The sequence below is a fragment of the Streptomyces sp. NPDC104367 genome (assembly GCF_055583825.1).
Window position 1 is genome coordinate 176,599 of the sequence record NZ_JBVJND010000012.1, and the last position, 25,886, is coordinate 202,484.

General features: G+C 72.6%; 22 protein-coding genes. 11 read left to right on the forward strand and 11 right to left on the reverse strand.

Features of this window, described 5'->3' with window-relative positions; all coding sequences use genetic code 11:
* Positions 1 to 64: 64 nt before the first annotated feature.
* Positions 65 to 1,177 carry a peptidoglycan recognition protein family protein gene (locus ACZ619_RS20000; protein WP_469600396.1) on the reverse strand — a complete coding sequence of 371 codons (1,113 nt, stop codon included), beginning with the start codon at positions 1,175 to 1,177 and terminating at the stop codon, positions 65 to 67.
* A gap of 263 nt (positions 1,178 to 1,440) precedes the next feature.
* Between ACZ619_RS20000 and guaD the strand changes: the two genes are divergently transcribed.
* Both guaD and ACZ619_RS20010 read left to right on the forward strand, forming a co-directional pair.
* Complete coding sequence (guaD, locus tag ACZ619_RS20005; RefSeq protein WP_469600398.1) at positions 1,441 to 2,772, forward strand: guanine deaminase; 1,332 nt, start codon at positions 1,441 to 1,443, stop codon at positions 2,770 to 2,772.
* 15 nt (positions 2,773 to 2,787) lie between these two features.
* Positions 2,788 to 4,113, forward strand: coding sequence for an MFS transporter (locus tag ACZ619_RS20010; protein ID WP_469600401.1), 1,326 nt, complete (start codon positions 2,788 to 2,790; stop codon positions 4,111 to 4,113).
* A gap of 271 nt (positions 4,114 to 4,384) precedes the next feature.
* Here ACZ619_RS20010 and ACZ619_RS20015 read toward each other — a convergent pair whose 3' ends face one another.
* The 6 genes from ACZ619_RS20015 to rsmI form a co-directional block, all read right to left on the reverse strand.
* On the reverse strand, positions 4,385 to 5,314 hold the full coding sequence (locus tag ACZ619_RS20015) for a 4-(cytidine 5'-diphospho)-2-C-methyl-D-erythritol kinase (protein ID WP_469600403.1): 930 nt from the start codon (positions 5,312 to 5,314) through the stop codon (positions 4,385 to 4,387).
* Positions 5,311 to 6,180, reverse strand: a complete 870-nt coding sequence (rsmA, locus tag ACZ619_RS20020) for a 16S rRNA (adenine(1518)-N(6)/adenine(1519)-N(6))-dimethyltransferase RsmA (RefSeq protein WP_469600406.1) — start codon at positions 6,178 to 6,180, stop codon at positions 5,311 to 5,313. The genes ACZ619_RS20015 and rsmA overlap by 4 nt, the downstream gene beginning before the upstream one ends.
* A 39-nt stretch (positions 6,181 to 6,219) precedes the next feature.
* A complete protein-coding gene (locus tag ACZ619_RS20025) occupies positions 6,220 to 7,677 on the reverse strand; it encodes a ubiquitin-like domain-containing protein (RefSeq protein ID WP_469600408.1) in 1,458 nt (485 codons plus the stop codon).
* Positions 7,678 to 7,834: 157 nt separating this feature from the next.
* A complete protein-coding gene (locus ACZ619_RS20030) occupies positions 7,835 to 8,740 on the reverse strand; it encodes a TatD family hydrolase (RefSeq protein ID WP_469600411.1) in 906 nt (301 codons plus the stop codon).
* A 46-nt stretch (positions 8,741 to 8,786) separates the two neighbouring features.
* Positions 8,787 to 9,221: a hypothetical protein gene (locus ACZ619_RS20035; protein ID WP_469600413.1), complete on the reverse strand. Its 435-nt coding sequence runs from the start codon at positions 9,219 to 9,221 to the stop codon at positions 8,787 to 8,789.
* Positions 9,222 to 9,673: 452 nt separating this feature from the next.
* Positions 9,674 to 10,522 carry a 16S rRNA (cytidine(1402)-2'-O)-methyltransferase gene (gene rsmI, locus ACZ619_RS20040; RefSeq protein WP_469600416.1) on the reverse strand — a complete coding sequence of 283 codons (849 nt, stop codon included), beginning with the start codon at positions 10,520 to 10,522 and terminating at the stop codon, positions 9,674 to 9,676.
* 124 nt (positions 10,523 to 10,646) lie between these two features.
* On the opposite strand from rsmI, the gene ACZ619_RS20045 reads away from it, so the two are divergent.
* The 3 genes from ACZ619_RS20045 (at position 10,647) to ACZ619_RS20055 (ending at position 15,964) form a co-directional block, all read left to right on the forward strand.
* Positions 10,647 to 12,437: a dolichyl-phosphate-mannose--protein mannosyltransferase gene (locus tag ACZ619_RS20045; protein ID WP_469600418.1), complete on the forward strand. Its 1,791-nt coding sequence runs from the start codon at positions 10,647 to 10,649 to the stop codon at positions 12,435 to 12,437.
* A 142-nt stretch (positions 12,438 to 12,579) separates the two neighbouring features.
* A complete protein-coding gene (locus ACZ619_RS20050) occupies positions 12,580 to 14,190 on the forward strand; it encodes a penicillin-binding transpeptidase domain-containing protein (RefSeq protein ID WP_469600421.1) in 1,611 nt (536 codons plus the stop codon).
* Positions 14,191 to 14,293: 103 nt separating this feature from the next.
* Positions 14,294 to 15,964 (forward strand): penicillin-binding transpeptidase domain-containing protein, encoded by a 1,671-nt coding sequence (locus tag ACZ619_RS20055; protein ID WP_469600424.1) that lies wholly within the window; start codon positions 14,294 to 14,296, stop codon positions 15,962 to 15,964.
* Between the two features lie 10 nt (positions 15,965 to 15,974).
* Here the strand turns inward: ACZ619_RS20055 and ACZ619_RS20060 are convergent, their stop codons facing one another.
* Positions 15,975 to 16,322 carry an SsgA family sporulation/cell division regulator gene (locus ACZ619_RS20060; RefSeq protein WP_469600426.1) on the reverse strand — a complete coding sequence of 116 codons (348 nt, stop codon included), beginning with the start codon at positions 16,320 to 16,322 and terminating at the stop codon, positions 15,975 to 15,977.
* Between the two features lie 147 nt (positions 16,323 to 16,469).
* Here ACZ619_RS20060 and ACZ619_RS20065 point away from each other — a divergent pair, with 147 nt between their 5' ends.
* From ACZ619_RS20065 to ACZ619_RS20090, 6 genes are all read left to right on the forward strand, one after another.
* Positions 16,470 to 17,516 (forward strand): energy-coupling factor ABC transporter permease, encoded by a 1,047-nt coding sequence (locus ACZ619_RS20065; protein WP_469600429.1) that lies wholly within the window; start codon positions 16,470 to 16,472, stop codon positions 17,514 to 17,516.
* A 1-nt stretch (position 17,517) separates the two neighbouring features.
* Positions 17,518 to 18,279, forward strand: a complete 762-nt coding sequence (gene cbiQ, locus ACZ619_RS20070; RefSeq protein WP_469600432.1) for a cobalt ECF transporter T component CbiQ — start codon at positions 17,518 to 17,520, stop codon at positions 18,277 to 18,279.
* Positions 18,267 to 19,052: an energy-coupling factor ABC transporter ATP-binding protein gene (locus ACZ619_RS20075; protein WP_469600435.1), complete on the forward strand. Its 786-nt coding sequence runs from the start codon at positions 18,267 to 18,269 to the stop codon at positions 19,050 to 19,052. Before cbiQ ends, ACZ619_RS20075 begins: the two co-directional genes overlap by 13 nt.
* 55 nt (positions 19,053 to 19,107) lie before the next feature.
* On the forward strand, positions 19,108 to 19,578 hold the full coding sequence (locus tag ACZ619_RS20080; protein ID WP_469600437.1) for a MarR family winged helix-turn-helix transcriptional regulator: 471 nt from the start codon (positions 19,108 to 19,110) through the stop codon (positions 19,576 to 19,578).
* 181 nt (positions 19,579 to 19,759) lie between these two features.
* A complete protein-coding gene (locus ACZ619_RS20085) occupies positions 19,760 to 20,164 on the forward strand; it encodes an organic hydroperoxide resistance protein (protein WP_469600627.1) in 405 nt (134 codons plus the stop codon).
* Positions 20,165 to 20,264: 100 nt separating this feature from the next.
* Positions 20,265 to 21,434 (forward strand): serine hydrolase domain-containing protein, encoded by a 1,170-nt coding sequence (locus tag ACZ619_RS20090; RefSeq protein ID WP_469600631.1) that lies wholly within the window; start codon positions 20,265 to 20,267, stop codon positions 21,432 to 21,434.
* Between the two features lie 267 nt (positions 21,435 to 21,701).
* Here ACZ619_RS20090 and ACZ619_RS20095 read toward each other — a convergent pair whose 3' ends face one another.
* The 3 genes from ACZ619_RS20095 to ACZ619_RS20105 form a co-directional block, all read right to left on the reverse strand.
* Positions 21,702 to 21,977, reverse strand: a complete 276-nt coding sequence (locus ACZ619_RS20095; RefSeq protein ID WP_469600439.1) for a DUF1876 domain-containing protein — start codon at positions 21,975 to 21,977, stop codon at positions 21,702 to 21,704.
* A gap of 56 nt (positions 21,978 to 22,033) precedes the next feature.
* Entirely contained in the window at positions 22,034 to 22,915 is an 882-nt protein-coding gene (locus ACZ619_RS20100; protein WP_469600442.1) for an NAD(P)-dependent oxidoreductase, read from the reverse strand.
* A gap of 202 nt (positions 22,916 to 23,117) precedes the next feature.
* Positions 23,118 to 25,883 carry a bifunctional YncE family protein/alkaline phosphatase family protein gene (locus tag ACZ619_RS20105; protein WP_469600445.1) on the reverse strand — a complete coding sequence of 922 codons (2,766 nt, stop codon included), beginning with the start codon at positions 25,881 to 25,883 and terminating at the stop codon, positions 23,118 to 23,120.
* Positions 25,884 to 25,886: the final 3 nt, after the last annotated feature.

Here is a 25,886-nt window from a genome sequence, read left to right on the forward strand (position 1 = left end):
TCCTGCGCACGGGGACGGTCAGCCTCCCAGCCTAATGCGCGCCGGGAGGCCGCCCCGCCGGGAGCTACTTTCCGCCGGCCCGCGCGCGTACCTCGTCGAGGAGGGCGTACATCGTCCGGCCCGGGCAGTCGGTCTCCAGCCAGTCGCGGTGGCCGGAGACGGTGGTGACGTCCCTGGTGACGCCGTTGACCGGGTTGACGTAGGTGAGCGTGGCGCTCGGGTCGAGGCCCCGGAAGCGGGCGATCACCCTGACGAGCCGGACCAGGGAGGCCTTGGCCGCGTCGGTGGGGCCCTGGTCGGTGAGGGTGCCGAGGAGGGCGATGCCGAGGTTGCCGGAGTTGTAGCCGGAGGTGTGGAACGCGGTGACCAGGCCGCCGTCGGGGTCGAAGGCGGGGATGCCGTCGTCGCCGGAGTGGCGGCCCTCGTAGACGGCACCGGCCTCGTCGATCAGGAAGTGGTAGCCGATGTCGCCCCAGTCCAGGGTGACCGCGTGGTACTCGTAGATCGCGCGGACGGTGGCCGCCGGGTCCGGGTCGTTGTTGGGCGTGTCCGTGTGGTGGACCGTGACCGACTGCAGCGGGTAGTACTTCTCCGGCGAGTTGACCTCGCCGTCCTTGTAGCGCTTGGACTCGTCGGCGCCCCAGGCCGGGCGGGAGAGGTAGCGCACGCCACGCACGCGTGTCGGCTCCTTCGGCACCCGGAAGGTGCGGTCCGGGCCGCCGGTGGTGTCGATCGCGAGGGAGCCCAGGCCGGTGGTGCCGTCGGGCGCGGTCAGTTCGTACGCCCTGGCGCTGCCGGCCGCGACCAGGGCCGTACGGCCGCCGTCCGCGAGGGTGGCGCAGCCGGGGGTGACGGCCTTGCCGGCGCCGCCCGCGAAACGGATCGCGACGCCGTCCCCGGCGCCGTCCCAGCGGACGCCGACGAAGGCGGCGGGGAAGTCGAGGCCGGTCGTGCCGGTGCCGGTGGCGGCCGCCGTGCGGGTGGCCGGGAAGGTCTCCGGCTCGGTGCCGGCGGCACCGGTCGCCGTACCGGAGCCGGTGGAGGTGGCGGAGTCGGTGGCCGCGAAGACGACGGGGGTCAGCGCGGCGCCGGCGGCCACGGCGCCCGCGGCGCCTATCGCTCCGCGGCGGGACAGGGACCGCTTCCTGCGGTGGGAAGGGGTGGGGGATGGGGACACGGACGGCCTTCCGCAGACGTTCGGATGCTCTGTTGAAACGTCAATCGAACCTATCGCCCCGCATGTACCGCCCCGGTGGCGATTCGGGTCAATTCCTGGTGGAGATACGGCCTTTGTTGTGGACGGGACGCGAAGACGGGCCCCGGACACGGCTGCCCCCGCACCTCGCCCCCCTCACCCGTTCGGCGTAGCCGTGGATGCCGGGGCGCCGGGCCGCGCGTGCACTGGGGAACGGAGAACGCGTTCCCGTACCGGAGGTGGCGATGTCCTCACCCGTGACAGCCGTGCGCGGCCCGCTCGTCTCGTTCGTCGACGACCCGTTCCTCACCAGCCGCGAGGACGCCTTCGTCCACGAGAGCGACGGGCTGCTGATCTGCGAGGACGGCGTCATCACGGCCTCCGGCGACTACGGCGCGCTGCGCGAGCACCTCCCCGAGGGCGTCGAGCCGGTCCACTACCCCGGCCACGTGATCAGCGCGGGGTTCGTCGACACGCACATCCACTACGTGCAGACCGGCATCATCGCCGCCTTCGGCTCGCAGCTGATCGACTGGCTGAACCACTACACCTTCGTCGAGGAGCAGCGCTTCTCCGACCCGGCGTACGCGCGCCAGGTGGCGTCGTCCTTCTGCGACGAGCTGCTGCGCAACGGCACGACCACCGCCCTGACGTTCTGCGCGGTGTACCCGCAGTCGGTGGACGCGCTGTTCGAGGCCGCGTCCGAGCGGGGCATGCGGATGGCGGCGGGCAAGGTGCTGATGGACCGCAACGCCACGGACGCGCTGCTGGACACCGCCCAGTCGGGCTACGACGACTCCAAGGCGCTGCTGGAGCGCTGGCACGGCAAGGGCCGCAACCTGTACGCCGTCACACCCCGGTTCGCGCCCACCAGCACGCCCGGGCAGCTGGAGGCCGCCGGCGCGCTGCGCAAGGAGCACCCGGAGGCGCTGGTGCACACGCACGTCTCCGAGAACACCGGGGAGATCTCCTGGGTGCGCTCCCTGTTCCCCGAGCGGAGCGGCTACCTGGACGTCTACGACCACTACGGCCTGCTCGGTCCGGGCAGCGTCCTCGCGCACGGGGTGCATCTGACCGGCGCCGAGCGCGCCCGCTGCGCCGAGACCGGCACGGCCGTCTCGCACTGCCCCACCTCGAACCTGTTCCTGGGCAGCGGGCTGTTCCACGTCCACGACGCCAAGGACCCCAGGCGGCCGGTGCACGTCGGCCTGGGCACCGACATCGGCGCCGGCACCAGCTTCTCGCTGCTGGCCACCATGAACGAGGCGTACAAGGTGGCCGAGCTCAGCAACTACCCGCTCGACTCGGTCAAGGCGTTCTTCCTCGCCACCCTCGGCGGTGCGCGGGCGATGGGCATCGCCGACCGGGTCGGCTCGCTCACGGTGGGACGGGAGGCGGACTTCGTCGTCCTCGACCCGAGGGCGACCCCGCTGCTCGCCCGGCGCACGTCCCGCGTGGACGACATCGAGGAGCTGCTGTTCGTCCTCGCCGTCATGGGCGACGACCGCACGGTCCGGGCCACCTACGTCAACGGGGCGCTCGCCCACGACCGCGAGGACGCCACCGCACGAAGCTGACGGGAGACCCCAGCCATGGCGAACACCGCTCCTGCCACGACCGGCAGCGCGACCGAGTACCGCAACCACCCCGGCGCGAGGATCCTGCACGGGCCGCACCGCACGATCGGCGGTGCGGAGGCCTGGGTCGTCTGGGGCCTGGCCACGATCTTCGTCGTCTGGCTGTTCTCCATCCAGACCGGCTACGCGGTCGTCTCCCCGGAGATCCAGAAGTCCGCGGGGCTCACGGTCGCGCAGATCAGCCTCGCGAGTTCGATCTACACCTGGGCGTTCGCCCTGTGCCAGTTCTTCTCCGGCGCCCTGCTCGACCGGTTCGGCTCCCGCCCGCTGCTCGCGATCGCCGTCGCCTTCGTCACCGCGGGCGCGTTCCTCTACGCGCAGACCACCAGTATGGCCACTCTCGTCAGCGCGCAGGTCGTCCTGGCCGTCGGGTCCTCGTTCGGCTTCGTCGGCGCCGGGTACATCGGCGGCCAGTGGTTCCCCGCCGCCCGCTACGGCCTGATGTTCGGCCTGGTGCAGTGCCTGGCCTCGCTGGGCTCCGCCTTCGGCCAGCCGATCATCTCCTGGCAGCTGACCCAGGTCACCTGGCAGCAGCTCCTCAACGGCTTCGGCGCGGCGGGCGTGCTGCTGATCGTGCTGTTCGCGCTGCTGGTCCGCAACCCCTCGCCCGGACCGGCCCAGCTCGCGCAGGCCACCGGCGGCACCGTCGCGAAGCCGCCCCTCGTCGCGAGCGTCTTCCGCGATCTCGGCAACTGCTTCCGCAACTGCAACGTCGTCCTCTCCGCCGCCCTCGCCGGCGTCTCCTTCGGCTCCATGCTCGCCATGGGTGTGCTGTGGGGACCGCGTGTGATGGAGGCGCGCGGCGCCCAGACCTCCTTCGCCGCGATCCTGACCGCCATGTCCTGGCTCGGGCTCGCCATCGGGGCGCCGCTGTTCAACGTGCTCTCCGACCACTGGAACAACCGCCGCGTCCCCGCCGTCGTCGGCGTGCTCCTCCAGGCGGCCGCCGTCGCGATGCTGATCTACCTGCCCGAGGAGACCAACAGCGTCTCCGTGGTCACCATGTTCTGCGTGGGCCTGTTCGCCGGCGCCCACATGCTGGGCTTCACGGTCGCCGGCGAGTCCGTCCCCGGCAGGCTCGTCGGCAGCTCCGCGGCCATCGTCAACGGCGTCTGCTTCATCATCGGCGGACTTCTCCAGGCCGTCCCCGGCAAGCTCCTCCCCCAGAACCCGGACCTCACCGACTACGGCCACGCCCTGATGCTCATGCCGGTCCTGCTCGTCCTGGGCGCCCTGGCCGGCCTCTTCATCAAGGACACGGGCGGGTCCGCCAGGGGCTGAGCGGACGGGGGCCGGCGACGGGTGCCGCCTACGGGGGCGACGCCGCTGGCGTGCGTGACACCGCTGGCGTGCGTGACACCGCTGGCGTGCGTGACACCGCTGGCGTGTGCGACGGCGTCCGGCTCCGGCGTGTGCGACGGGGGCAGGCTCCGGCGTGTGCGACGGCGTCACGCTCCCGGCGTGTGTGAGGGCGTCACGCTCCCGGCGTGTGTGAGGGCGTCACGCTCCCGGCGTGTGTGAGGGCGTCACGCTCCCGGCGTGTGTGAGGGCGTCAGGCGCCGGCGTGGGCGCTGGTGTCGTGCGCCGGGGTGAGCACGGTGGCGCCCGGGGCGGGGGAGGTCGCCGTGCGTACCGTGCGGCAGGTGCCGGAGGCGAGCAGCGCCTCGGCCACCTTCGACGCCGACTCGGTGTCGCGGACCAGGAACGCGGTGGTGGGACCGGAGCCGGAGACCAGCGCGGTGAGGGCGCCGGCCGCGCGGCCCGCGGCGAGGGTGTCCGCGAGCTCCGGGAAGAGGGAGAGCGCGGCGGGCTGGAGATCGTTGGAGACGGCCGCGGCGAGCGCGTCGGGGTCGCCCGCGGCGAGCGCGTCGAGCAGGTCGCGGGAGGCGACCGGGGCGGGGACGTCGCGGCCCTCGGCGAGCCGGTCGAACTCGCGGAAGACGGCCGGGGTGGACAGCCCGCGCTCGGCCATGGCGAAGACCCAGTGGAAGGTGCCGCCGACCTCGAGGTCGGTCAGCCGCTCACCGCGCCCGGTGCCGAGGGCGGCGCCGCCGACCAAACTGAACGGCACGTCGCTGCCGAGGTCGGCGCAGATGGCGAGGAGTTCGGCGCGGGAGGCGCCCGCGCGCCAGAGCTCGTCGCACGCGAGCAGCGCGCCCGCCCCGTCCGCGCTCCCCCCGGCCATGCCGCCGGCGACCGGGATGTCCTTGACGATGTGGATGTGCACGGCCGCCTCGATGCCCCGGCGTCCGGCGAGCGCGAGCGCGGCGCGCGCGGCGAGGTTCGTGCGGTCCAGGGGGACCTGGGCGGCGTCCGGGCCCTCGCAGGTGACGCGCAGTTCGTCGGCGGGGGTGACCGTCACCTCGTCGTACAGGCCGACGGCGAGGAAGACGTTGGCCAGGTCGTGGAAGCCGTCGGGGCGGGCGGCGCCCACCGCGAGCTGGACGTTGACCTTGGCGGGGACGCGTACCGTCACGCTCACTGACCGGGCTCCTTGTGTTCGGCGATCCTCGCGAACTCCTCGACGGTCAGCGACTCGCCGCGCGCCTGGGGCGAGACCCCGGCCGCGACCAGTGCCGCCTCGGCGGCCGCCGCGGACCCGGCCCATCCGGCGAGCGCCGCCCGCAGGGTCTTGCGCCGCTGTGCGAACGCCGCGTCGACGACCGCGAAGACCTCCTTCTTCGCGGCCGTGGTCTTCAGCGGCTCCGCGCGCCGGACGAGGGCGACCAGTCCGCTGTCGACGTTCGGGGCGGGCCAGAAGACGTTGCGCCCGATCGCGCCGGCCCGCTTCACCTCGGCGTACCAGTTGGCCTTGACGGACGGCACGCCGTACACCTTGCCGCCGGGCGCGGCGGCGAGCCGGTCGGCGACCTCGGCCTGCACCATCACCAGCGTCCGCTCGATGCTCGGGAAGGTGTCGAGCATGTGGAGGAGGACGGGGACGGCCACGTTGTAGGGGAGGTTCGCGACGAGCGCGGTCGGCGGCGGGCCGGGCAGCTCGGTGACGTGCATCGCGTCGGAGTGGACCAGCGCGAACCGGTCCGCGCGCGCCGGCATGCGCGCCGTGATCGTCGCGGGCAGGGCGCTCGCCAGGACGTCGTCGATCTCGACGGCGGTGACCCGGTCGGCGGCCTCCAGCAGCGCCAGGGTGAGGGACCCCAGTCCCGGTCCGACCTCGACGACGACGTCGTCCGGGCGGACCCCGGCGGTGCGGACGATACGGCGGACCGTGTTGGCGTCGATCACGAAGTTCTGGCCGCGCTGCTTGGTGGGGCGTACACCGAGCGCTGCCGCGAGTTCACGGATGTCGGCGGGACCGAGGAGGGCGTCGGGGGTGGGGCTGCTCACGGGACAAGGGTACGGGCCGCCGGGGGCGCCTCCCGCCGGTCACCCGTGCAGCCGGGCCCCGCAGTGCGGCCAGGGGGTGGCCCCGCGGCTCACGTACAGCTTCTTCGCGCGGAAGGTCTGCTCCTCGGCCGGGGCGTCCTGCGGACGGCCGCTGCCGCCGAGGCTGTGCCAGGTGCGGGTGTCGAACTGGTACAGCCCGCCGTACGTCCCGGAGGCGTCCACCGCGTGCGGGCGGCCGCCGGACTCGCAGGCGGCGAGCCCGTGCCAGTTCAGGCCGTCGGCGCCCTGCACGGAGTCCGGGTGCGGTTTGGTGCCCACCTTCACGAGCTGCGCGCGCGGCTCGCGCACCAGCTCGGACCGCTCCCGGCGCGGCTTCTGCCGGACCCCGTTGACGGTCCGCAGGTAGTACGTGACCCGGCGCAGCCCGGGCCGCCCGGCCCGCTCGACGACCTCGGTGCCCTTGAACAGCGTGGGGTCCTCCGCCCGCCGCACCTGGAACGGGATGGTCTCCTCGCGGACTTCCTTGCCGCCCGTGACCCGCAGCACGGTCACCGTCTGCCCGTCGCGCGGGAAGCCGGCCTGCGGCACGGAGGTGGTGTCCTGGCCGTGCAGGGTGATCCCGGCCTCCTCGACGGCCTCGCGGACGGTCGCGGCGTTGGTGCGGATGGTGCGGGTGCGGCCGTCCGCCAGGATGGTGACGGTGCGCTCGGTGCGGACGTCGAGCGCGAGCCCGGCGCGTCCGATGCTCTGGGAGCGCGAGGCCGACAGGTACGCGCCCTCGGCACGCACCCCCAGCTGCTGGAGCGCCCCCTCCACCGTGTGCGCCGTCGTCCACACCTCGCGCCGCCGGCCGTCCAGCGTGAGCCGTACGGGGCGGCCGTAGCGCACGGCGACCTCGTCGCCGCTGGCCAGCGCGGTGCCGGGGGCGGGCGCCACCATGTCGTGCGCCCCCACCGGCACGCCCTCCTCGGCCAGCAGCCCGGTCACGTCGTCCGCGAAGGTGTGCAGGGTGCGCGGCCTGCCGTCGACGGTCAGCTCGATCGCCTTGTCCTTGGCGAGGAACGTGGTGGTGCCGCCGGCGAGGAACGCGACGACCAGCGCCTGCGGCAGCAGACGGCGCACGGCGGAGTCCGGGCGCCGGATGTGGCGCGTCTTCCGTCGGCGCGCGGCCCGCCGCCCCACCACGGCGCGCACACCCGTCTCACGCGCCCCGTTCTCCGGTTCGGGCCCGTTCTCCGGTTCGCGCCCGTTCTCCGGTTCGCGCCCGCTCTGCCGCGGAAGCGCCGGCTCGGTCGCGTACGCGTGCGCCGCGGCGTCCGCCGCCGCCTGCGCCCCGGCCGGCATCCCGTACGCCGGCCGGTAGGTGTCGCTCCCGTACGCCTCGCCGTATCCCAGCGTCTCTGCGTCGTGCAGCGGGTGCGCGCCGCCGGGCCGGCCGTGCGCGGGCGTGCCGTAGGGGCCGTACGCCTCAGTCGTCTCGTACTGCGATGTGCTCACGCCGACACGCTCCAGAGGTCCAGAGGGGGTCCGGATCGGGCCACCAGAACCTAGCGGAGCGCTCGTCACTCTCCAAAGCGGCGCGACTACGCACCGTCGCGACCGGAGGGGTGCCGGGGCACGCGCGGGTCACGCGCGGGTCACGGTCGCCGCACCCTCAGTAGTCGAAGGCGCGGGCGGTGTTCGCGCCCAGGGCCGTCGCCAGCGCGTCCTCGTCGATGCCGCGCACGGCGGCCATCGCGCGCACCGTGACCGGAACGAGATACGGGCCGTTGGGCCGTCCGCGGTACGGCGCCGGGGTCAGGAAGGGCGCGTCGGTCTCGACCAGGACCAGTTCCAGCGGGGCGACGGCGAGGGCGTCGCGGAGGTTCTGGGCGTTCTTGAAGGTGACGTTGCCGGCGAAGGACATGAAGTAGCCCTCGCGTGCGCACTCCTCGGCCATCACGGCGTCCCCGGAGTAGCAGTGGAACACCGTCCGCTCGGGGGCGCCCTCCTCCTTGAGGACGCGCAGCACGTCGGCGTGGGCGTCGCGGTCGTGGATGACGAGGGTCTTGCCGTGCCGCTTGGCGATCTCGATGTGGGCGCGGAAGGAACGCTCCTGCGCGGCCATGCCCTCGGGCCCGGTGCGGAAGTGGTCGAGGCCGGTCTCACCGACGCCCTTGACGTGGGGCAGCGCGGCCAGCCGGTCGATCTCGGCGAGGGCCTCGTCCAGCGCGGCGTCGCCGCCGGGCGTCCGGGCGCCCTGCCGGGACCAGCCGTCGGGGTCGCCGTGGACGATCCGCGGGGCCTCGTTGGGGTGCAGGGCGACGGTCGCGTGGACGTTCGCGTACGCGGCCGCGGTCTCGGCCGCCCACCGCGAGCCCTTGATGTCGCAGCCGACCTGGACGACGGTCGTCACACCCACCGACGCGGCCTTCGCGAGCCCCTCCTCGACGGTGCCGGACTGCATGTCGAGGTGGGTGTGGGAGTCGGCGACCGGGACCCTGAGGGGTTCCGGCAGCGGCGGTGCCGCGTTCTTGTCGGCCGCACCGGAGGCGCCGGTGCCGGAGGCGTTCGAAGGCATGCCCCGATCCTACGAAAGGGGCATGCCGCGCCGGACCGGCGCCCGGTCAGCTCGCCTTGCGCTGGAAGGGGTGCAGCAGGTCGGACAGGTGCCAGTGGTGCGGCTCCCCGCCCCGCGCGGCGGCCTCCGCCGCCTGCGCCCGCCCGCTCTCCCCGGCGGCCGCCCCGGCCGCGACGCCCCGCACCGGCCGCTGCCGCGACCGCTGTGCGGCGTTGCGCACCGACGAGACCTGCCCCGCGCGCATGATCCGCACGACGTGGCCGTCGCAGTTGTGGCACAGGGGCCGGCTCAGCGGGGACGGGACGACCTGGCCGTTCGCCACGTACAGGACGAACTCGTGGTTGTCGGCGTCCGTGTGGTGCTCTATCTCGTACGACTGCTCCCAGCCGTGCCCGCACCGCATGCAGGCGAAGGAATACGACTCGTGGACGACGGCTGTGGCCGTACCGCGGTGGCCGGTCTGCCCTGTGATCTCACTCATGCCAGCTCCTCTTGTCCGCTGGACAAGCACCCCCGGCGCGGGGATTCCCCCCGGAATCCCCTTGGGGGTGAGGGACGGGTGCGTCCCTGCCGACCAGTGGACGCCTTCACCGGCGCGAATGCATCAGGCCTGTCGAGTGTTGGAGGCGATTTGGACTTCGCTTGCCGAATCGGCCTCGGGACAGGGGGATTGCCTTTGCCTTTCCCGCCCCCGCTTTACCGTCCCGTGGGGCGCGTGCTCAGAGGAGAAGCTCCCTGCTCAGAGGACACCTTTCCGCAGGTCAGGGGCGCACGCTCAATCGATGAGCGACCCGCTCGGAGATCAGCGGGCGCCCCCGTCGGACACCGGGCGCCGCGGCGCCTCCCCAGGGGCGGGGAAAACCGCGCGGTCAGCCCCGCCGACTCGCGGCCCGCTGCACGGAAGCAACCGTGGCGGCGCCGCGGGAACGGCCCTCATCCCTCGAGGCGCTTGGCGGCGACCACCGCGTCGAACACCACCCGCTTCGGGATGCCCGCCTCCACCGCGACCGCCGCGATCGCCTCCTTGCGCCGCTCGCCGGCCTCCTCGCGCACCCGCACGCGCCGGACGAGTTCCTCCGCGCCGAGTTCCTCGGGCCCGCGCTCGGGCGCGCCCTCGACGACGACGGTGATCTCGCCGCGCACCCCGTCGGCGGCCCACACCGCGAGCTCGGCCAGCGGACCGCGCCGCACCTCCTCGTAGGTCTTGGTCAGCTCGCGGCAGACGGCGGCCCGCCGCTCGGCCCCGAAGACCTCGGCCATGGCGGCGAGGGTGTCGTCGAGGCGGTGCGGGGCCTCGAAGTAGACGAGGGTGCGGCGCTCCTCGGCGACCTCCTGGAGCCGCGAGCGTCGCTCACCGGCCTTGCGGGGCAGGAAGCCCTCGAAGCAGAACCGGTCGACGGGCAGCCCGGACAGCGCGAGCGCGGTGAGCACGGCGGACGGTCCCGGGACGGCGGTGACGCGCACGTCCTTCTCGACGGCCGCCGCGACCAGCCGGTAGCCGGGGTCGGAGACGGAGGGCATGCCGGCGTCGGTCACGAGCAGCACGCGCGCGCCGCCGACGAGTTCCTCGACCAGTTCCGGTGTGCGGGCGGCCTCGTTGCCCTCGAAGTACGACACCACGCGGCCCTTGGGGGTCACGCCGAGGGCCTGGGTGAGCCACCGCAGCCGGCGGGTGTCCTCGGCCGCGATCACGTCGGCTCCGGTCAGCTCCGCGACGAGCCGGGGCGGCGCGTCCGCGACATCGCCGATGGGGGTGCCTGCCAGGACAAGGGTTCCAGTCACCCTTCCATCCTCGCAGCAGCCACTGACATCACCGTCCGCGGAGGCCGGTCCCCGTTCGCAAAGGAACCCACCACTTAAGCGCCATGCACGGGACTCACACAGAACGGTTCCCTACGATGGCGCGGTGACCAGTACCGCGTCCTCCACGGACACCCGGCAGGGCCAGGCAGCGCTCGACGAGCGGCCGACGTGGCAGCAGCGGCTGCGCCGATTCGGCTACACGGCGAGCCCGGCGCACACGGCGCACACCACCGGCGGCAGAAGCGCCGCGGGCACCGGCGCGCAAGCCGACGTCGTCGACCGCCTGGTGCCGCCGTACGCCGAGCCCAGCTCGCGGCTGTGGCCGGCGCTGGGGGTGCCGCCGGTGCTCGCCGAGCGGATCAGGCGCTGGTCGGGCTGGGGCGGTCCGCTCCTCGTGACGCTGATGGCGGGCCTGCTGCGGTTCTGGAACCTGGGCAGCCCGAAGGCGGTGATATTCGACGAGACGTACTACGCGAAGGACGCGTGGGCGCTCGTCCACCGCGGTTTCGAGGTCAACTGGGACAAGAACGCCAACGACCTGATCCTTCAGGCGAACGGCCATGTCACCGTCCCGGCGGACGCGGCGTACGTGGTGCACCCGCCGGTCGGCAAGTACGTCATCGGGCTCGGGGAGCTGCTCTTCGGCTTCAACCCGTTCGGCTGGCGCTTCATGACCGCGCTGCTGGGCACGCTGAGCGTGCTGCTGCTGTGCCGGATCGGGCGCCGGATGTTCCGTTCCACCTTCCTGGGCTGCCTGGCGGGCGGGCTGATGGCGGTGGACGGCCTGCACTTCGTGATGAGCCGCACCTCGCTGCTCGACGGCGTGCTGATGTTCTTCGTGCTGGCCGCGTTCGGCTGCCTGGTCATCGACCGGGACAGGGCCCGGGAGAAACTCGCCGCGGCGCTCCCGCCGGACGCGGACGGCCGGGTGCGGCCCGACGCGCGCGTGGCCGACGACTTCCGCTTCGGCCGGCGCCCCTGGCGGTGGGGCGCGGGCCTGCTGCTGGGCCTCGCGATCGGCACCAAGTGGAACGGCCTCTACATCCTGGCCGCGTTCTGCGTGATGGCGCTGCTGTGGGACGTGGGCGCCCGCAAGGCGGCCGGTGCCCTGCACCCGTACCGGGCGGTCCTCCAGCACGACACGGGCATCACGTTCCTGGCGACCGTCCCGGTGGCTATCGCGGTCTACCTGACGTCCTGGATCGGCTGGATCATGTCGCCGACCGACGGGACCGGCGGCTACTTCCGCAACTGGGCGGCCACCGACGGCAGGGGCGGCCACTGGACGTTCCTGCCGGACTGGCTGCGCAGCCTGTGGCACTACGAGCACGAGGTCTACCTGTTCCACGTCGGCCTGTCGTCGCCGCACACGTACATGTCGAACCCGTGGTCCTGGCTCGTGCTGGGCCGCCCGGTGTCGTACTTCTACGAGTCGCCCTCCCCCGGTGTGGACGGCTGCCCGTCGGACGCCGGCGAGAAGTGCGCGCGCGAGGTGCTCGCGATCGGCACGCCGCTGCTGTGGTGGGCGGCCTGCTTCGCGATCGTCTACGTCCTGTGGCGGTGGGCCTTCCGCCGCGACTGGCGGGCCGGGGCCATCGCGTGCGGCATCGCGGCCGGCTACCTGCCCTGGTTCATGTACCAGGAGCGCACGATCTTCCTGTTCTACGCGGTCGTCTTCGTGCCGTTCCTGTGTCTCGCGGTGGCGATGATGATCGGCGCGATCATCGGCCCGCCCGGCTCCAGCGACACCCGCCGCCTGGTCGGCGCGTCGGGCGCGGGCGTCCTGGTCCTGCTGATCGCCTGGAACTTCATCTACTTCTGGCCCCTGTACACGGGCACGGCGATCCCCATCGACTCCTGGCGTTCACGGATGTGGCTGGACACCTGGGTCTGAGCCACATCCCTGATCTCCGTTCGGACAACAATCGGTCAACGTCTGCACAGGAGCCCCACAACGACCTAGGGTGCGATTCACAACCAGCTTTTGAACGCGTTCACAAAATGCGCCAAAGGCCCATGGGGAGGGATTTCGCACCATGCGCAAGGGGGTCAAGGGCACCTTGATCGGCGGTGTCTGCGCGGTCATGCTGGGCGGGGCCGGCTACGGCGCCTACGACGTGCTGTCGGCACTGCACGGCGACACCGCGCCGTCCGTGCGGACCGGGCCGCCCACGAAGGACGAGATCAAGGACACCACGGACAAGTTCTTCGCGGCCTGGGAGAAGGGCGATTCGGTGAGCGCGGCGTCGTACACCAACGACGCCGCCGACGCCGAACCGGTCCTCACGTCCTTCACCGACACCGCGCACATCAAGGACGTCCGGATCACGCCCGGCAGGGCGAGCGGCGCCACCGTGCCGTACGCCGTGAAGGCGACGGTGTCGTACGGCGGGAAGTCCAGGACGCTCGCCTACAGGAGCCGTCTGAAGATCGTGCGCGGCGAGACCACGCACCGCGCGCTCGTCGACTGGGAGCCGTCCGTCGTCCACCCGGAACTCAGGCGGGGCGACACCCTGTCCACCGGCGAGGCGGCGAGCCCGCCGATCGAGGCGGTCGACCGCGACGGCAAGGTGCTCACGAAGGACGAGTACCCGTCCCTGGGCCCGATCCTGGACGAGCTGCGCAGCCGCTACGGCGACAAGGCGGGCGGCACCCCGGGCGTGGAGCTGGTCATCCAGCACGCGTCGCAGGAGTCCGCCGACACCACGCTGCTGACCCTCGCCAAGGGGAAGGCGGGCAAGCTGCGCACGACGCTCGACGCGCGCGTGCAGGCCGCCGCCGAGACCGCGGTGACCAAGTACGCCGAGTCGTCCGTGGTGGCCGTCGAGCCGAGCACCGGCGAGGTGCTCGCGGTCGCCAACAACCGGATCGACGGCTTCAACGCGGCCTTCCTCGGCGAGCTGGCCCCCGGCTCCACCATGAAGATCATCAGCGCCGCGACCCTCATCGACACCGGTCTGACCACGGCGAACGGTCCGGCGCCCTGTCCGCCGACCGCGACCTGGCAGAGCCAGACCTTCAGCAACCTCAAGGGTCTCGAACCGGACGAGAAGGCCACCCTGTCGGACAGCTTCGCGCGGTCCTGCAACACGGCGTTCGTCAAGTACGCGGACTCGGTCCAGGTGGACTCGCTCACCAAGGAGGCCGAGGACCGGTTCGGGCTCGGGAAGAACAACTGGAAGGTGGGCATCCCGAGTTTCGACGGCCGGGTGCCGGCCTCCGGCGGCCCGGACACCGCGGCCAACCTGATCGGCCAGGGCCAGGTGCAGATGTCCCCGCTGAACATGGCGTCGGTGGCGGCGACCGCGATGACGGGAACCTTCCGGCAGCCGGTGCTCGTTCCACAGAAGCTGGACGGCCGCGAACTGGCCACCGCGAAGGGCCTGTCGGCCGGCACGGTCGCCCAGCTGCGCGCCATGATGAACCGCACCGCGACCAGCGGCACCGCGGCCGGGGTGATGCGGGGGCTGAGCGGCAGCGTCGGCGCGAAGACGGGTTCGGCGGAGGTCGACGGGCAGTCCAGGTCGAACAGCTGGTTCGCCGGGTACCGCAACGACGTGGCGGCCGCGGCCATGACCCAGGACGGCGGTCACGGCATCGACGCGGCCGGTCCGATTGTCGCGAGTGTGCTACGGATCGGTGGCTGACGTCACGCCCACAGGCCGGGACTCTAGGCTGGTGCAGTCGTTGGGGAGCGTGAGGGCTACGGGGCGGCGGGGACCCTGGGGAAGTGCGCGGAGGAACTGATCAGTGGGCAAGAGAAGGCGCGTCGCCGAGCGGCGGAAGAACAGACCCGCCGTGCTCGGCGGGGTGATCGCCGTCGTCGCCGTCGGCGCGGGCTTCGGCCTCTACACGCTGTACGGCGGCGGCGCGTCCGCCGACGCGGCGTCGACGACCAAGTCAGACAAACCGGTCAAGACCGGCCCGCTGTCCGCCACCGAGGTGCAGACGACCGCCCAGACCTTCCTGATCTCCTGGCAGCGGGGCCTGGTGGCCCAGGCCGCCGCCCTGACGAACGACACCGGCGCCGCCACCACGCTCCTGACCGGCTACACCAAGGACGCCCACATCAAGGACGTCACCCTCACCGAGGGCAAGCGGACCGGCACCGAGGTCCCCTTCTCGGTCAAGGCGACGGTGGCGTACAAGGGCGTCAGCAAGCCGCTGTCGTACGACTCCTCGTTCACCGTCGTGCGGCGCGCCAGTGACGGCAAGCCGCTGGTCGACTGGCACTCCTCCGTCGTCCACCCGGACCTCAAGGACGGCGACACCCTGGTCACCGGCGAGTCCGGGACCCCGCCCGTCACGGCCCTGGACCGCGACGGCGGGGAGATCACCACCGCCGAGTACCCGTCGCTGGGCACGGTCCTGGACGGGCTGCGGGAGAAGTTCGGCAAGAAGGCCGGCGGCAAGGCGGGCGTCGAGCTGCGCGTGGTGCGCGGCAAGGCGTCCGAGAAGGCGGAGCTGTCCGACAAGACCCTGGTCACGCTGAGCAAGGGCACCCCGGGCACGGTGAAGACGACGCTCAGCCCGACCCTTCAGACAGCCGCCGAGAAGCAGGTCACCACGCAGAAGAACGCCTCCGTCGTCGTCATGCGCCCGTCGACCGGCGAGGTCCTCGCCGTCGCCAACTCCAGCCACGGCTTCAACGTCGCCTTCCAGGGCTCGCTGGCCCCCGGCTCCACGATGAAGATCATCACGTCGACGATGCTGTTCGAGAAGGGGCTCGTCACCCCGGACACGTCGCATCCGTGCCCCAAGACGTACAAGCTCGCCGGCTGGACGTTCCACAACGACGACAACTCCGAGATCAAGCAGGGCACGTTCAAGCTGAGCTTCGGAGCCTCCTGCAACAACGCCTTCATCAACTTCGCGCCGAAGCTCTCCGACAGCGACCTGACGACCGAGGCCCAGCAGGTCTACGGCCTCGGCATGAACAACTGGGCCATCGGCGTCCCGACCTTCGACGGCTCGATCCCGGTGCAGAGCGGCGCGCAGATGGGCGCCTCGCTGATCGGGCAGGGCGGCGTGCGCATGAACCCGCTGAACATGGCGTCGGTGTCGGCGACCGTGGCGACCGGCTCCTTCCACCAGCCGTACCTGGTCTCCCCCTCGGTGGACAACCGCGCGATCGCGAAGGCCTCGCGGACGATGTCGTCGAAGACCCAGTCCGAGCTGAAGGACGTCATGTCCTACACGGCCGCGTACGGTACGGCGGCCAAGGCGATGTCGGGCCTGAGTTCGAGCTGCGGTGCCAAGACGGGCTCGGCCGAGGTCGACGGCCAGAAGAAGCCGAACGGCTGGTTCACGGCCTACTGCGGCGACCTCGCCTCCGCGGGGGTGGTCCAGGCGGGCGGCCACGGCGGCGACACGGCCGGACCGATCGTGGCGGCGCTGCTGAAGCTGGGCGCCTCCCTGTGACGGGGCGGCGTCAGCCGGCGACCGGCGTGGCCATGTAGGTGCGCCGGAGGAAGCGCAGCAGCGCCTTCGACTCGAACTGCACCACCGACGTGCCGTGGTCGGAGTGGAACTCCACCACGGCCTGCACCCGCCCCAGCGGCCACACGCGTACGTCACCGCTCTCCGCGGGCGCCCTCAGGCCCTGCTCCAGCAGGGAGCGCGAGAACGTCCACTCGTCGGTCCCGGGCAGCCCGACACGCACCGACCGCGGGTCGGCGTCGGGGTCGTAGCGCAGGACGACGGGAACCGCGCCCGGCTCCTCCCGCTCGTCCTCGTCCGTGACGATGTGGGCTCGCGCGTACTGCTCGACTACAGACATCGGACTGCCCTTCACACTCCGTGACCCGTGCGAAAGCTGTGCATCCACTTCTTCTCCAATGTCGCACATTTTCCCGATTGCGCCATGTGCGATACACGACTCTCTCGCTCTTGCAAAAGCTTCGCAACAAGCCTCTAAAATCGAACGGTGCATGTACCTGACGGATTCATAGACGCCCCCACCTCCGCGGTCACCGCAGTGGTCGCGGCCGGCGCCCTCGCCGTGAGCCTTCGCGGCGCGCGGCGCGAACTCGACGAGCGGACCGCTCCACTGGCCGGCCTGGTGGCGGCGTTCATCTTCGCCGTACAGATGCTCAACTTCCCCGTCGCGGCCGGAACAAGCGGCCATCTTCTCGGCGGCGCCCTCGCCGCGATACTCGTCGGCCCCTACACCGGCGTGCTGTGCGTGTCCGTGGTCCTGCTCATGCAGGGCATCCTGTTCGCCGACGGCGGACTGACCGCGCTCGGCGTGAACATCACCGACATGGCGATCGTGACGACCGTCGTCGCGTACGCCGTCTTCCGGGGCCTGCTGAAGGTCCTGCCCCGCTCCCGGCGCTCGGTGACCGCGGCCTCCTTCGTCGCCGCCCTGCTCTCCGTACCGGCCGCCGCCGTCGCCTTCACACTCCTCTACGCCCTCGGCGGCACCACCGACGTCTCCCTCGGCAAGGTGGCCACGGCGATGATCGGCGTGCACGTCCTCATCGGCGTCGGCGAGGCCGCGATCACCGCGCTCACGGTCGGCGCGGTCATCGCCGTACGCCCCGACCTGGTGTACGGGGCGCGCGGGATGCGGCAGGCGCTGAAGTTGCGTGTGAACGGCGTGCTCGTGGACGCGCCCGCCGACCGGACGGCGCCCACGGCGCCCGTGGCGGCGCGCACCTCCCGGCGCGCGCTGTGGATCGCGGGCCTGGCGGCCTCCCTGGTGCTCGCCGGGTTCGTCAGCTTCTACGCCTCGTCCAGCCCCGACGGCCTGGAGAAGGTCGCCCACGACCAGGGCATCGACGCCAAGGCCGAGGAGCACGCCTCCGCGGACTCCCCGCTCGCCGACTACGGCGTCGAGAACGTCTCCGACGCCCGGCTCTCCGGCGGTCTCGCGGGCGTGATCGGCGTCGGCGCGACCGTCGCCGCGGGCAGCGCGGTGTTCTGGGCGGTGCGCAGGCGCCGTACGAGCGCCCCCACGGAGGCGCACTGACATGGGCGCCGGGCACGCCCACCGGCTCTACCGGCACGCGCACTCCCCCGTGCACGCGCTCCCGCCGCACACCAAGCTCGCCGCGGCCTTCGCCTTCGTGGTCGTCGTGGTCTCCACACCGCGCGAGGCGGTGTGGGCGTTCGCGCTGTACGCCGCGTTCCTCGGCTGCGTCGCACGCCTCGCGCGCGTGCCCGCCGGTTTCCTGCTGAAGCGGCTGCTGATCGAGGTGCCGTTCGTCGCCTTCGCGGTGCTGATGCCGTTCGTGGCGGAGGGCACGCGGGTCGACGTGCTGGGCCTGTCCCTCAGCGTGAACGGGCTGTGGGGGGCCTGGAACGTCCTCGCCAAGGGCACCCTGGGCGTCGCCTGCTCCGTCCTGCTGGCGGCCACCACGGAGCTGCGCGAGCTGCTCCTCGGCCTCCAGCGGCTGAAGCTTCCCCCGCTCCTCGTCCAGATCGCCTCGTTCATGATCCGCTACGGCGACGTCATCACCGACGAGATGCGCCGGATGCGGATCGCCCGGGAGTCGCGCGGCTTCCAGGCGCGGGGCGTGCGCCACTGGGGCGTGCTCGCGAAGTCCGCCGGCGCGCTGTTCATCCGCTCCTACGAACGCGGGGAGCGCGTCCATCTGGCCATGGTGAGCCGGGGGTACGCCGGCTCGATGCCGGTCATCGACGAGGTGACCGCGTCCCGGGCGCAGTGGTCGTACGCCCTCGCCCTGCCGTTCGCCGCCCTTGTCGTCCGCGTGTTGGGATGGGCCCTGTGACCGCTGCCTCCGCCTCCGCTCCCGCCTCCCTGGAGGTCTCCGGCCTCGCCTTCGCCTACCCCGACGGGCACCAGGCCCTGTTCGGCGTCGACTTCCGTATCGCGCGCGGGGAACGCGTCGCGCTGCTCGGTCCGAACGGCGCCGGCAAGACCACCCTCGTGCTCCACCTCAACGGCATCCTGGGCGGCGGCACCGGCACGGTGACGGTGGCCGGGCTGCCCGTCGGCAGGCGGCACATGGCCGAGATCCGCCGCCGGGTCGGCATCGTCTTCCAGGACCCCGACGACCAGCTGTTCATGCCGACCGTGCGCGAGGACGTGGCGTTCGGCCCGGCGGCCGCCGGCCTGAAGGGCGCCGAACTCGAGGCACGCGTGCGTGGCGCCCTGGACCGGGTCGGCATGGCCGACTTCGCCGAACGCCCCCCGCACCACCTCTCCTTCGGCCAGCGCCGCCGGGTGGCGGTGGCGACCGTCCTCGCCATGGAGCCGGAGATCCTCGTCCTCGACGAGCCCTCCTCCAACCTCGACCCGGCCTCCCGCCGCGAACTCGCCGACATCCTGCGCTCCCTGGACGTCACGGTCCTCATGGTCACCCACGACCTGCCCTACGCCCTGGAGCTGTGTCCGCGCTCCCTGATCCTCAGCGACGGCACGATCGCCGCCGACGGGCCCACCGGCGAACTCCTCTCCGACGACGCCCTGATGCGCGCCCACCGGCTGGAACTCCCCTTCGGCTTCGACCCGCGCGCGGCGGCGGGGCGCGGCGGCGGGTGACGCGTTCCCGTGACGTCCGTCCCGCGGGGGGCGCGCCGTCCGGGACAATGACCGCGTGACGAACGAGGACCGTACGGCGCCCGGCGGCCCGCCGCTGCTCGACGACCAGCTGTGCTTCGCGCTCTACGCCGCCCAGCGCGCGGTGACCGCCGCGTACCGTCCGGTACTTGAGGAACTCGGCCTCACCTACCCGCAGTACCTCGTGCTGCTCGTGCTGTGGGAGCGCGGCGCCACCACCGTCAAGGAACTCGCGGCGGCGCTGCGCCTCGACTACGGCACGGTGTCCCCCTTGCTCAAGCGGATGGAGAGCACCGGGGTGGTGCGCCGGGAGCGCGCGGCCCATGACGAGCGCTCGGTGCTCGTCACGTGCACGGGGCGCGGCGAGGAACTCAGGGAGCGCGCGGCGCGTGTACCCGGCGCCCTCCTGTCCGCGACCGGGCTCGACGCCGTCGAGGTCGCCCGGTTGCGCGAGGAGTTGTGGCGGCTCGCGCAACGGGCGCACGAGGCGGCCGAGCGCCACCCCTGACCGAGCAGACCCGCCGCGCGCGCCACCTCTGCTTACCCACGGTTACCGCCCCCGGGGTGGGAGACCACTCCTACCGGCCAGTACCTTGTGCACGATGTAATTGGCCAAGCCGCCGCACCAGCCCTGGGGGAGGTCCGCCGTGATCGATGGCGCCACCGTCGACACCCGCCCGACGCAGATCATGTATGTCGCCGAGGCGACCGCGCACGGCGGCCGGAACGGCTACGTGACCAGTCAGGACGGCCAGATCGACCTCAAGGTCGCGATGCCGCCGCAGCTGGGCGGGGACGGCGACGGCACCAACCCCGAGCAGCTGTTCGCGGCCGGCTACAGCTCGTGCTTCCACAACGCGCTGATCCTCGTCGGCAACCGCGCGGGCTACGACCTGACCGGCTCCACGGTCGCCGCGAAGGTCGGCATCGGCCCCAACAGGCAGCGCGGCTACGGCCTGGCGGTCGCCCTCAGCGTGTCGCTGCCGGTGCTGGACGGGGACGTCGCGGCGAAGCTGGTGGACGCCGCGCACGAGGTGTGCCCGTACTCCAACGCCACGCGCGGGAACATCGACGTGACGATCGTGCTCGGCTGAGGCGCAGCTCACGCCCCCTTTCCCGGCCCGCCGAGGAATCGCGGGCCCCGAAGCGGCGTTGCACCCGTCGACGTGGGCGATCAGGAGGGACGTGGCGGGCGTGGACGTGAACGGCACTGTGGCCGAGGGCTTCGAGCCGGTCAGGGACGCGTTCGCGAGGAACTTCGAACTGCTCGGCGACCGGGGCGCGGCGGTCGCCGTCTACCGGGACGGGCACCGGGTCGTCGATCTGTGGGGCGGCGCCCGGGACTTCGACGGCGACGCGGACACCGCGCCCTGGGAGCACGGCACCGCCCAGATCGTGCGCTCGGCGACCAAGGGCGTCGCCGCCGCAGCACTGCTGCTGCTCGCGCAGCGCGGGGAACTGGACCCGGACGCTCCGGTGGGTGAGTACTGGCCGGAGTTCAAGGCCGCGGGCAAGGAACGGACACGGGTACGGCATCTGCTCGCGCACCGCGCGGGAGTGCCGGTGCTGGACCGGCCGCTCACACCCGCGGAGGCCGCCGACCCCGATCTCGGCGCCGCCGCCGTGGCCGCGCAGGCACCGGTGTGGGAGCCGGGCACCGACCACGGCTACCACGCGCAGACGTACAGCTGGCTGACCGGCGAGCTGGTGCGGAGGGTGACCGGGCGGACCGTCGGCGAGTGGATCGCGGACGAGATCGCCGCACCGGTCGGCGCCGGGCTGTGGCTCGGGCTGCCGGAGACGGAGCGGGCGCGCGTGGGCCGCGTCGGGCCGATCGAGGCGCCCGAGGCGGCCGGCGCGCTGCGCACCCGGCCCAAGCGCGCCGTCTCCGAGGCCTACGCCGACCCGGGGTCGCTGACCCGCCGGGCGTTCGGCGCGATCAGTCCGCTCCCCGACGAGAACGACCCCGCCTACCGCGCGGCCGCCCTTCCCGCCTCCAACGGCATCGCCACCGCCGACGGCCTGGCCCGTTTCTACGCCTCCCTCGTCGGCGAGGTCGACGGCGGCAGGCGGCTGTTCGTGCCGGAGACCGTGGAGCTGGCCCGCGCCGAGCGGTCGGCGGGGGCGGACCGCGTCCTGGTCGTCGCCACCCGCTTCGGGCTCGGCTACATGCTGCACGGCAGCGCGTCCCCGCTGCTCTCCCCCGCCTCCTTCGGCCACCCGGGCCGCGGCGGGGCGCTCGGCTTCGCGGACCCCGAGTCGGGCATCGCGTTCGGCTACGTCACCAACGGCTTCCGCAAGAGCGTGACGGCGGACGCCCGGGCCCAGGCGCTGGTACGAGCGGTCCGCACGGCGCTGTCCTGACCGTGCCGCAGTCACGCTCGCGCCGCACGACCCCGCCATCGCGCACGCCCCAGCGCCTCACCACCGCTCGCACGCCTTCACGCCCCGCGCTTGCCGCACGCGCGGGGCGCTCGCATCACCGCACACGCCCGCGCCCACCCCATCGCGCCCGCCCGGCGCCCGCATCGCTGCGCGCGCCCCGCGTCCGCCCCGTCACGCACGCCTCACCGCCGCCCGCCGCGCCCCTCTGCACCACGCCCCGCACGCCCCGCACGCCTCTCGCGCCGCTCACACGTTGATCGGGTGCGAGTGCCGTCCGGACTCCGCGTCGATCTCGCCGTGCGCCTTGGTGAGCAGTTGCATGGCGATCTCGTTCAGGGCGCGGGCGCCGGCGATCTCCTCGCCGACTCTGGGCTGGTTGGAGTCGGACTCGTGACGGCTCGCGTGACCGTGGGCGCGTACCTCCGTGCCGTCGGGCAGGCGTACCAGGGCCACCGCGCGCGTGTGCGTGTCGTCCTCCAGGAACTCCAGCTCGACATGCCATCCCACAGCGGTCTGCATCATGGGGAACCACCTCCGGAATCGCTGCTTCCAGGGTGCTCCTCGGGGCCGGGGAGCCGCTACTCGCCGTCGAAGCTGGCGAAGTACGCGGCGGCCATGTCCTCGTCGGCGTGGCCCTGGGCGGCGGCCCGGGCGAAGCGTTCGGCGGCGGCCTCGGCGACGTCGAGGCGCACTCCGTGGCTCTGGCCCGCGGCGACGATCAGCCGGGCGTCCTTCCCCGCGGTGTCGACCGCGAAGGACGGCGGGGTCAGCGCGCCGTCCAGGATGAGCCCGGCCTTGGCCCGCAGGTAACCCATGTCGAGGGGGCCGCCGGCGATCAGGTCGAAGAAGCGGTGCGGGTCGACGCCGAGCCCCTGCGCCAGCGCCACGACCTCGCCGGTGGCCGCGGTGGCCGCGAGGACCCAGCTGTTGGCGACCAGCTTGAGCCGGGTCGCGGCGGCCGAGGAGCCGTCGTCGCCGGTCCACACCGTGCGGGCGCCCACCGCGTCGAAGACCTGCGTGGCCCGCTCCCGGCCCTCCTGCGGTCCGGCGGCCAGGACGGTGAGCTGTCCGGCCTCGGCGGGCTGGCGGGTGCCGAGGACCGGGGCGTCGTAGAAGACGAGTCCGTGCTCGCGGGCGAAGGCGGCCAGGCCTGGGATCTGGTCGAGGCCGGCGGTGGTCGACTGGATCCAGACCTGGCCGGGGCGCAGCGCGGAGGCGGCCTCACGCAGCGCAGTGAGGGCGGTGGCACCGTCGTAGAGCATGGTCAGGACCGTGTCGGCACCGGCGACGGCCTCGGCCGGGGTGTCGGTGATCCGGGCGCCGTCGGCGGCGAGGGGCTCGGCCTTGGCGCGGGTGCGGTTCCAGGCGCGGACCGGGTGCCCGGCCCTGAGGAGGTTGCGGGCCATCGCGGCGCCCATGATGCCGGTGCCCAGCACCGCCACGGTCGGCTTGTCGGTCATGACGTCAGTCTCCCTGTCCTCGCGGTCCTCGTGGTCCGCACGGTCCCGGTGTCCTCGTGGTCCTCACGGTCCCGGTGTCCTCATGGTCCTCGTGGTCCTCACGGTCCCGGTGTCCTCGCGGTCCTCGTGCGTTCCACGGCAAGCTTGGCGCACGGCGCGGCCGTGGGAGCGGCAACCGGACGCGCGGGGCCCCTGGCGCCGGTCAGCCGTCGTTCTCCGCGGACGGGAGGTAGGCGCCGGGGACGTCGCCGGGCGCGTAGATCTTCTTGTCACCGGGGTACGGCTCGGTCCAGTTGTGGGTCTGGTACCAGGTGTAGCGGTTCATCTGGGCCGGGTTGGCGTGGTCGGGCACCGCGTCGGGGCCGGTCAGCCGCTGGTGCGAGGCCCATGTCCGCCACGTGGCGGCGGTCTTCGCCTCGGCCGCCGGCACCGCGACGGACGTCGGCGCGGCGGCCGCGGCGGTGTCCTGGGCGGCCGGGGTGTCCGAGCCGCAGGACGGCTGCGGGCTCACCCCGAAGGTCAGCGAGGTCCGGTTCGGCAGCGCCGTGAACGGGGTGTCGTCGGCCTTGCGCGTGAACGCCCCGTACATCGGGGTGGCCGCGCTGTCGAGCTGGTTCATCGGGCGGATGCCGAGGATCTGCTCGATCGTGCGGACCATGGTGATCTGCGAGTAGTAGTGGCTGTCGACCGTGCCGCGCCGCGCGTACGGGCTGATGACCTGGACCGGGGCGCGGTGGCCGTCGACGTGGTCGAGGCCGGCCTGGGAGTCGTCCTCGACGACGAAGATCGCCGAGTCCTTCCAGTGCTTGCTGTGGGTGATCTCGTCGACCATGCGGCCGACCGCGAGGTCGTTGTCGGCGACCTCGGCGGCCGCGTTGGCCGGACCGCCGGTGTGGTCGTTGGAGAACCAGAACATGTTCAGGTTCGCCGGGCCGTTCCTCTCGAAGTCCTGCTTCCAGATCTGCTCCTTGTAGATGTCCGGGACGTCGAGGTCGAACAGCGGGAAGCCCTGCACCGAGACGTCGTTGAGGGAGGGGATCGCCGAGCCGGTCCCGATCGGGTAGGCGGTGGCGGCGCCGGTCGCGGCCATGTTCCTGCTGTCGCAGTACAGGTTCTGCCAGGTCGCGCCGGACGGCTTGGTCTCCAGCGACTGGAACTCGCCGAAGTCCTTGACGGACCTGCCGGCCGCCTGGGCGCCCGTCCAGATGAAACCGGACTTCTGGTGGCCGAGGACGTCGTTCTCGGTGTCGTAGCTGCGCGTGTACTCGCCGGCCGACGACTCGGTGTACTCCGGGTTGTCCGACTGCATCAGCCAGTTGTGGCCCTCGGCGGAGTTGGTGCCGATGTCGTAGAAGTTGTCGTAGAGCCCGAACTGTTCGGCCAGGGCGTGCTGGTTGGGTGTCACGTTCTCGCCGAACTGGGTCAGCGAGGAGTCGCCGTCGCCCTGCGGCAGGTCGCCGAGGACCTGGTCGTAGGTGCGGTTCTCCTTGACGAGCAGGAAGACGTGTTTGATCGTCGAGGGGGCGCCGATGCGGGTGGGGACCGGGACGGCCTTCGCTCGGCCGCCGCCCTTCGCCGTCGTGACCGAGCCGGCCGTCCAGCCGTTCTGCCGGAAGACCTTGGCGGTCTGGGCCCTGACGGTGAGGTCGTCCGGCAGCGTGAACCGGGTCAGGCTCGACGTGGTGTCGTGGGTGTTGTGACCGGCGCTGTCGGGGCGGCGGGCGTCCACTCCGCGGGTGTTGGAGACGACCACCCGGTCGCCGACGGCGGCGATCCCGGAGGGGAAGTAGTCGGTGGGGAGCAGGCCGACGTAGCGGGCGGGCTGCCGCGGGTCGGACGCGGTGTAGCGGTAGACGGCGACGGCGTTGGCACGGCCCAGGGTCACCAGCAGACGGCCGTCGTCGGTGAGGGTCACCGCGTCGGGCTCGTAGCCGACCGAGGCCTCGGGCCAGGGCTGGGTGGCGATGGTCTGGACGACCTTGTCCCGGCGGGCGTCGATGACGGACACGCTGTTGTCGGCGGTGTTGGTGACGAACACCGCGCCGTTCCTCGCGTACACGGCGGTCGGGTGCAGGCCCACGTCGACGGTGCCCACGGGCGCCGACGCGTCCGTGGTGTCGATGACGCTGACCGTGCCGGTGGTGCTGGCGCCGGTCCTCGGGTCCGCGACCACGTCGGTGCCGTACGAGTTGATGGTGGTGTCGCCCGCCGTGGCCGGGCGGCCGCCCTCGTTGCCGACGTAGAGCTTGCCGCCGGCCAGGGCGAGTCCGCGCGGGGCGTTGCCGACGGCCCAGCTCCGCTCGACCGCTCCGGTCGCCGCGTCGAGGGCGACGACCTTGTTCTGGCCGTTGACCGCGCAGTACACGGTGGAGCCGTCGGCGGAGAACACGGCCGCGCCCACCAGGGCCTGCCTGCCACCGTCGGCGGCGATCGGTACGGCCGTGGGGTCGGTAAGGGTGCCGTCGGCGTCGACGGTGAACCTGGTGTATCCGTTCGCCTGGCCGAGCCACAGCTGTCTGCCGTCGGGCGAGTAGGTCGGGCCCTCCTGGCCGACGGCGGCGCTGCCGATGCGCAGGTCGTCGGCCGCGTTGGTGCCGATCCTCTGCTTGACCTGGCCGGTGGCGAGGTCCATGACGACGAGGGAGGCGTCGCCGTCGGCGATCGAGGCCGCGAGGCGGGTGCCGTCGGGGCTGACGGCGGACGACATGATCTTGCCGTCGTCGATGACGGTGCGGCTGCCGTAGGGGTTGATGTACTGGTCGCTGGAGACGACCTGGCCGTTCTCGGTGGTCTGGGCGACCTGCTGGGTACCGAACCGGTACGTCGAGGCGATCGCCGTGCCCGTGACACCGAGGGCGACGGCGATGCCCGCCGCCGCCATCAGGGTCCGGCGGCCGACGCGTCTTCCGAAGAGGCCGACCCGCACCTGCTCCTTGCGGTTCACCCGGCGCAGCCGTGTCACCTGCATGGA

What these genes read in the sequence shown, in the direction of transcription:
- guaD (WP_469600398.1), top strand. Translation starts at nt 1,441, where the DNA reads ATGTCCTCACCCGTGACAGCCGTGCGCGGCCCGCTCGTCTCGTTCGTC.
- ACZ619_RS20010 (WP_469600401.1), top strand. Translation starts at nt 2,788, where the DNA reads ATGGCGAACACCGCTCCTGCCACGACCGGCAGCGCGACCGAGTACCGC.
- ACZ619_RS20030 (WP_469600411.1), bottom strand. Translation starts at nt 8,740, where the DNA reads ATGCCTTCGAACGCCTCCGGCACCGGCGCCTCCGGTGCGGCCGACAAG.
- ACZ619_RS20035 (WP_469600413.1), bottom strand. Translation starts at nt 9,221, where the DNA reads ATGAGTGAGATCACAGGGCAGACCGGCCACCGCGGTACGGCCACAGCC.
- ACZ619_RS20050 (WP_469600421.1), top strand. Translation starts at nt 12,580, where the DNA reads ATGCGCAAGGGGGTCAAGGGCACCTTGATCGGCGGTGTCTGCGCGGTC.
- ACZ619_RS20060 (WP_469600426.1), bottom strand. Translation starts at nt 16,322, where the DNA reads ATGTCTGTAGTCGAGCAGTACGCGCGAGCCCACATCGTCACGGACGAG.
- cbiQ (WP_469600432.1), top strand. Translation starts at nt 17,518, where the DNA reads ATGGGCGCCGGGCACGCCCACCGGCTCTACCGGCACGCGCACTCCCCC.
- ACZ619_RS20075 (WP_469600435.1), top strand. Translation starts at nt 18,267, where the DNA reads ATGGGCCCTGTGACCGCTGCCTCCGCCTCCGCTCCCGCCTCCCTGGAG.
- ACZ619_RS20085 (WP_469600627.1), top strand. Translation starts at nt 19,760, where the DNA reads ATGTATGTCGCCGAGGCGACCGCGCACGGCGGCCGGAACGGCTACGTG.
- ACZ619_RS20095 (WP_469600439.1), bottom strand. Translation starts at nt 21,977, where the DNA reads ATGATGCAGACCGCTGTGGGATGGCATGTCGAGCTGGAGTTCCTGGAG.
- ACZ619_RS20100 (WP_469600442.1), bottom strand. Translation starts at nt 22,915, where the DNA reads ATGACCGACAAGCCGACCGTGGCGGTGCTGGGCACCGGCATCATGGGC.
- ACZ619_RS20105 (WP_469600445.1), bottom strand. Translation starts at nt 25,883, where the DNA reads ATGCAGGTGACACGGCTGCGCCGGGTGAACCGCAAGGAGCAGGTGCGG.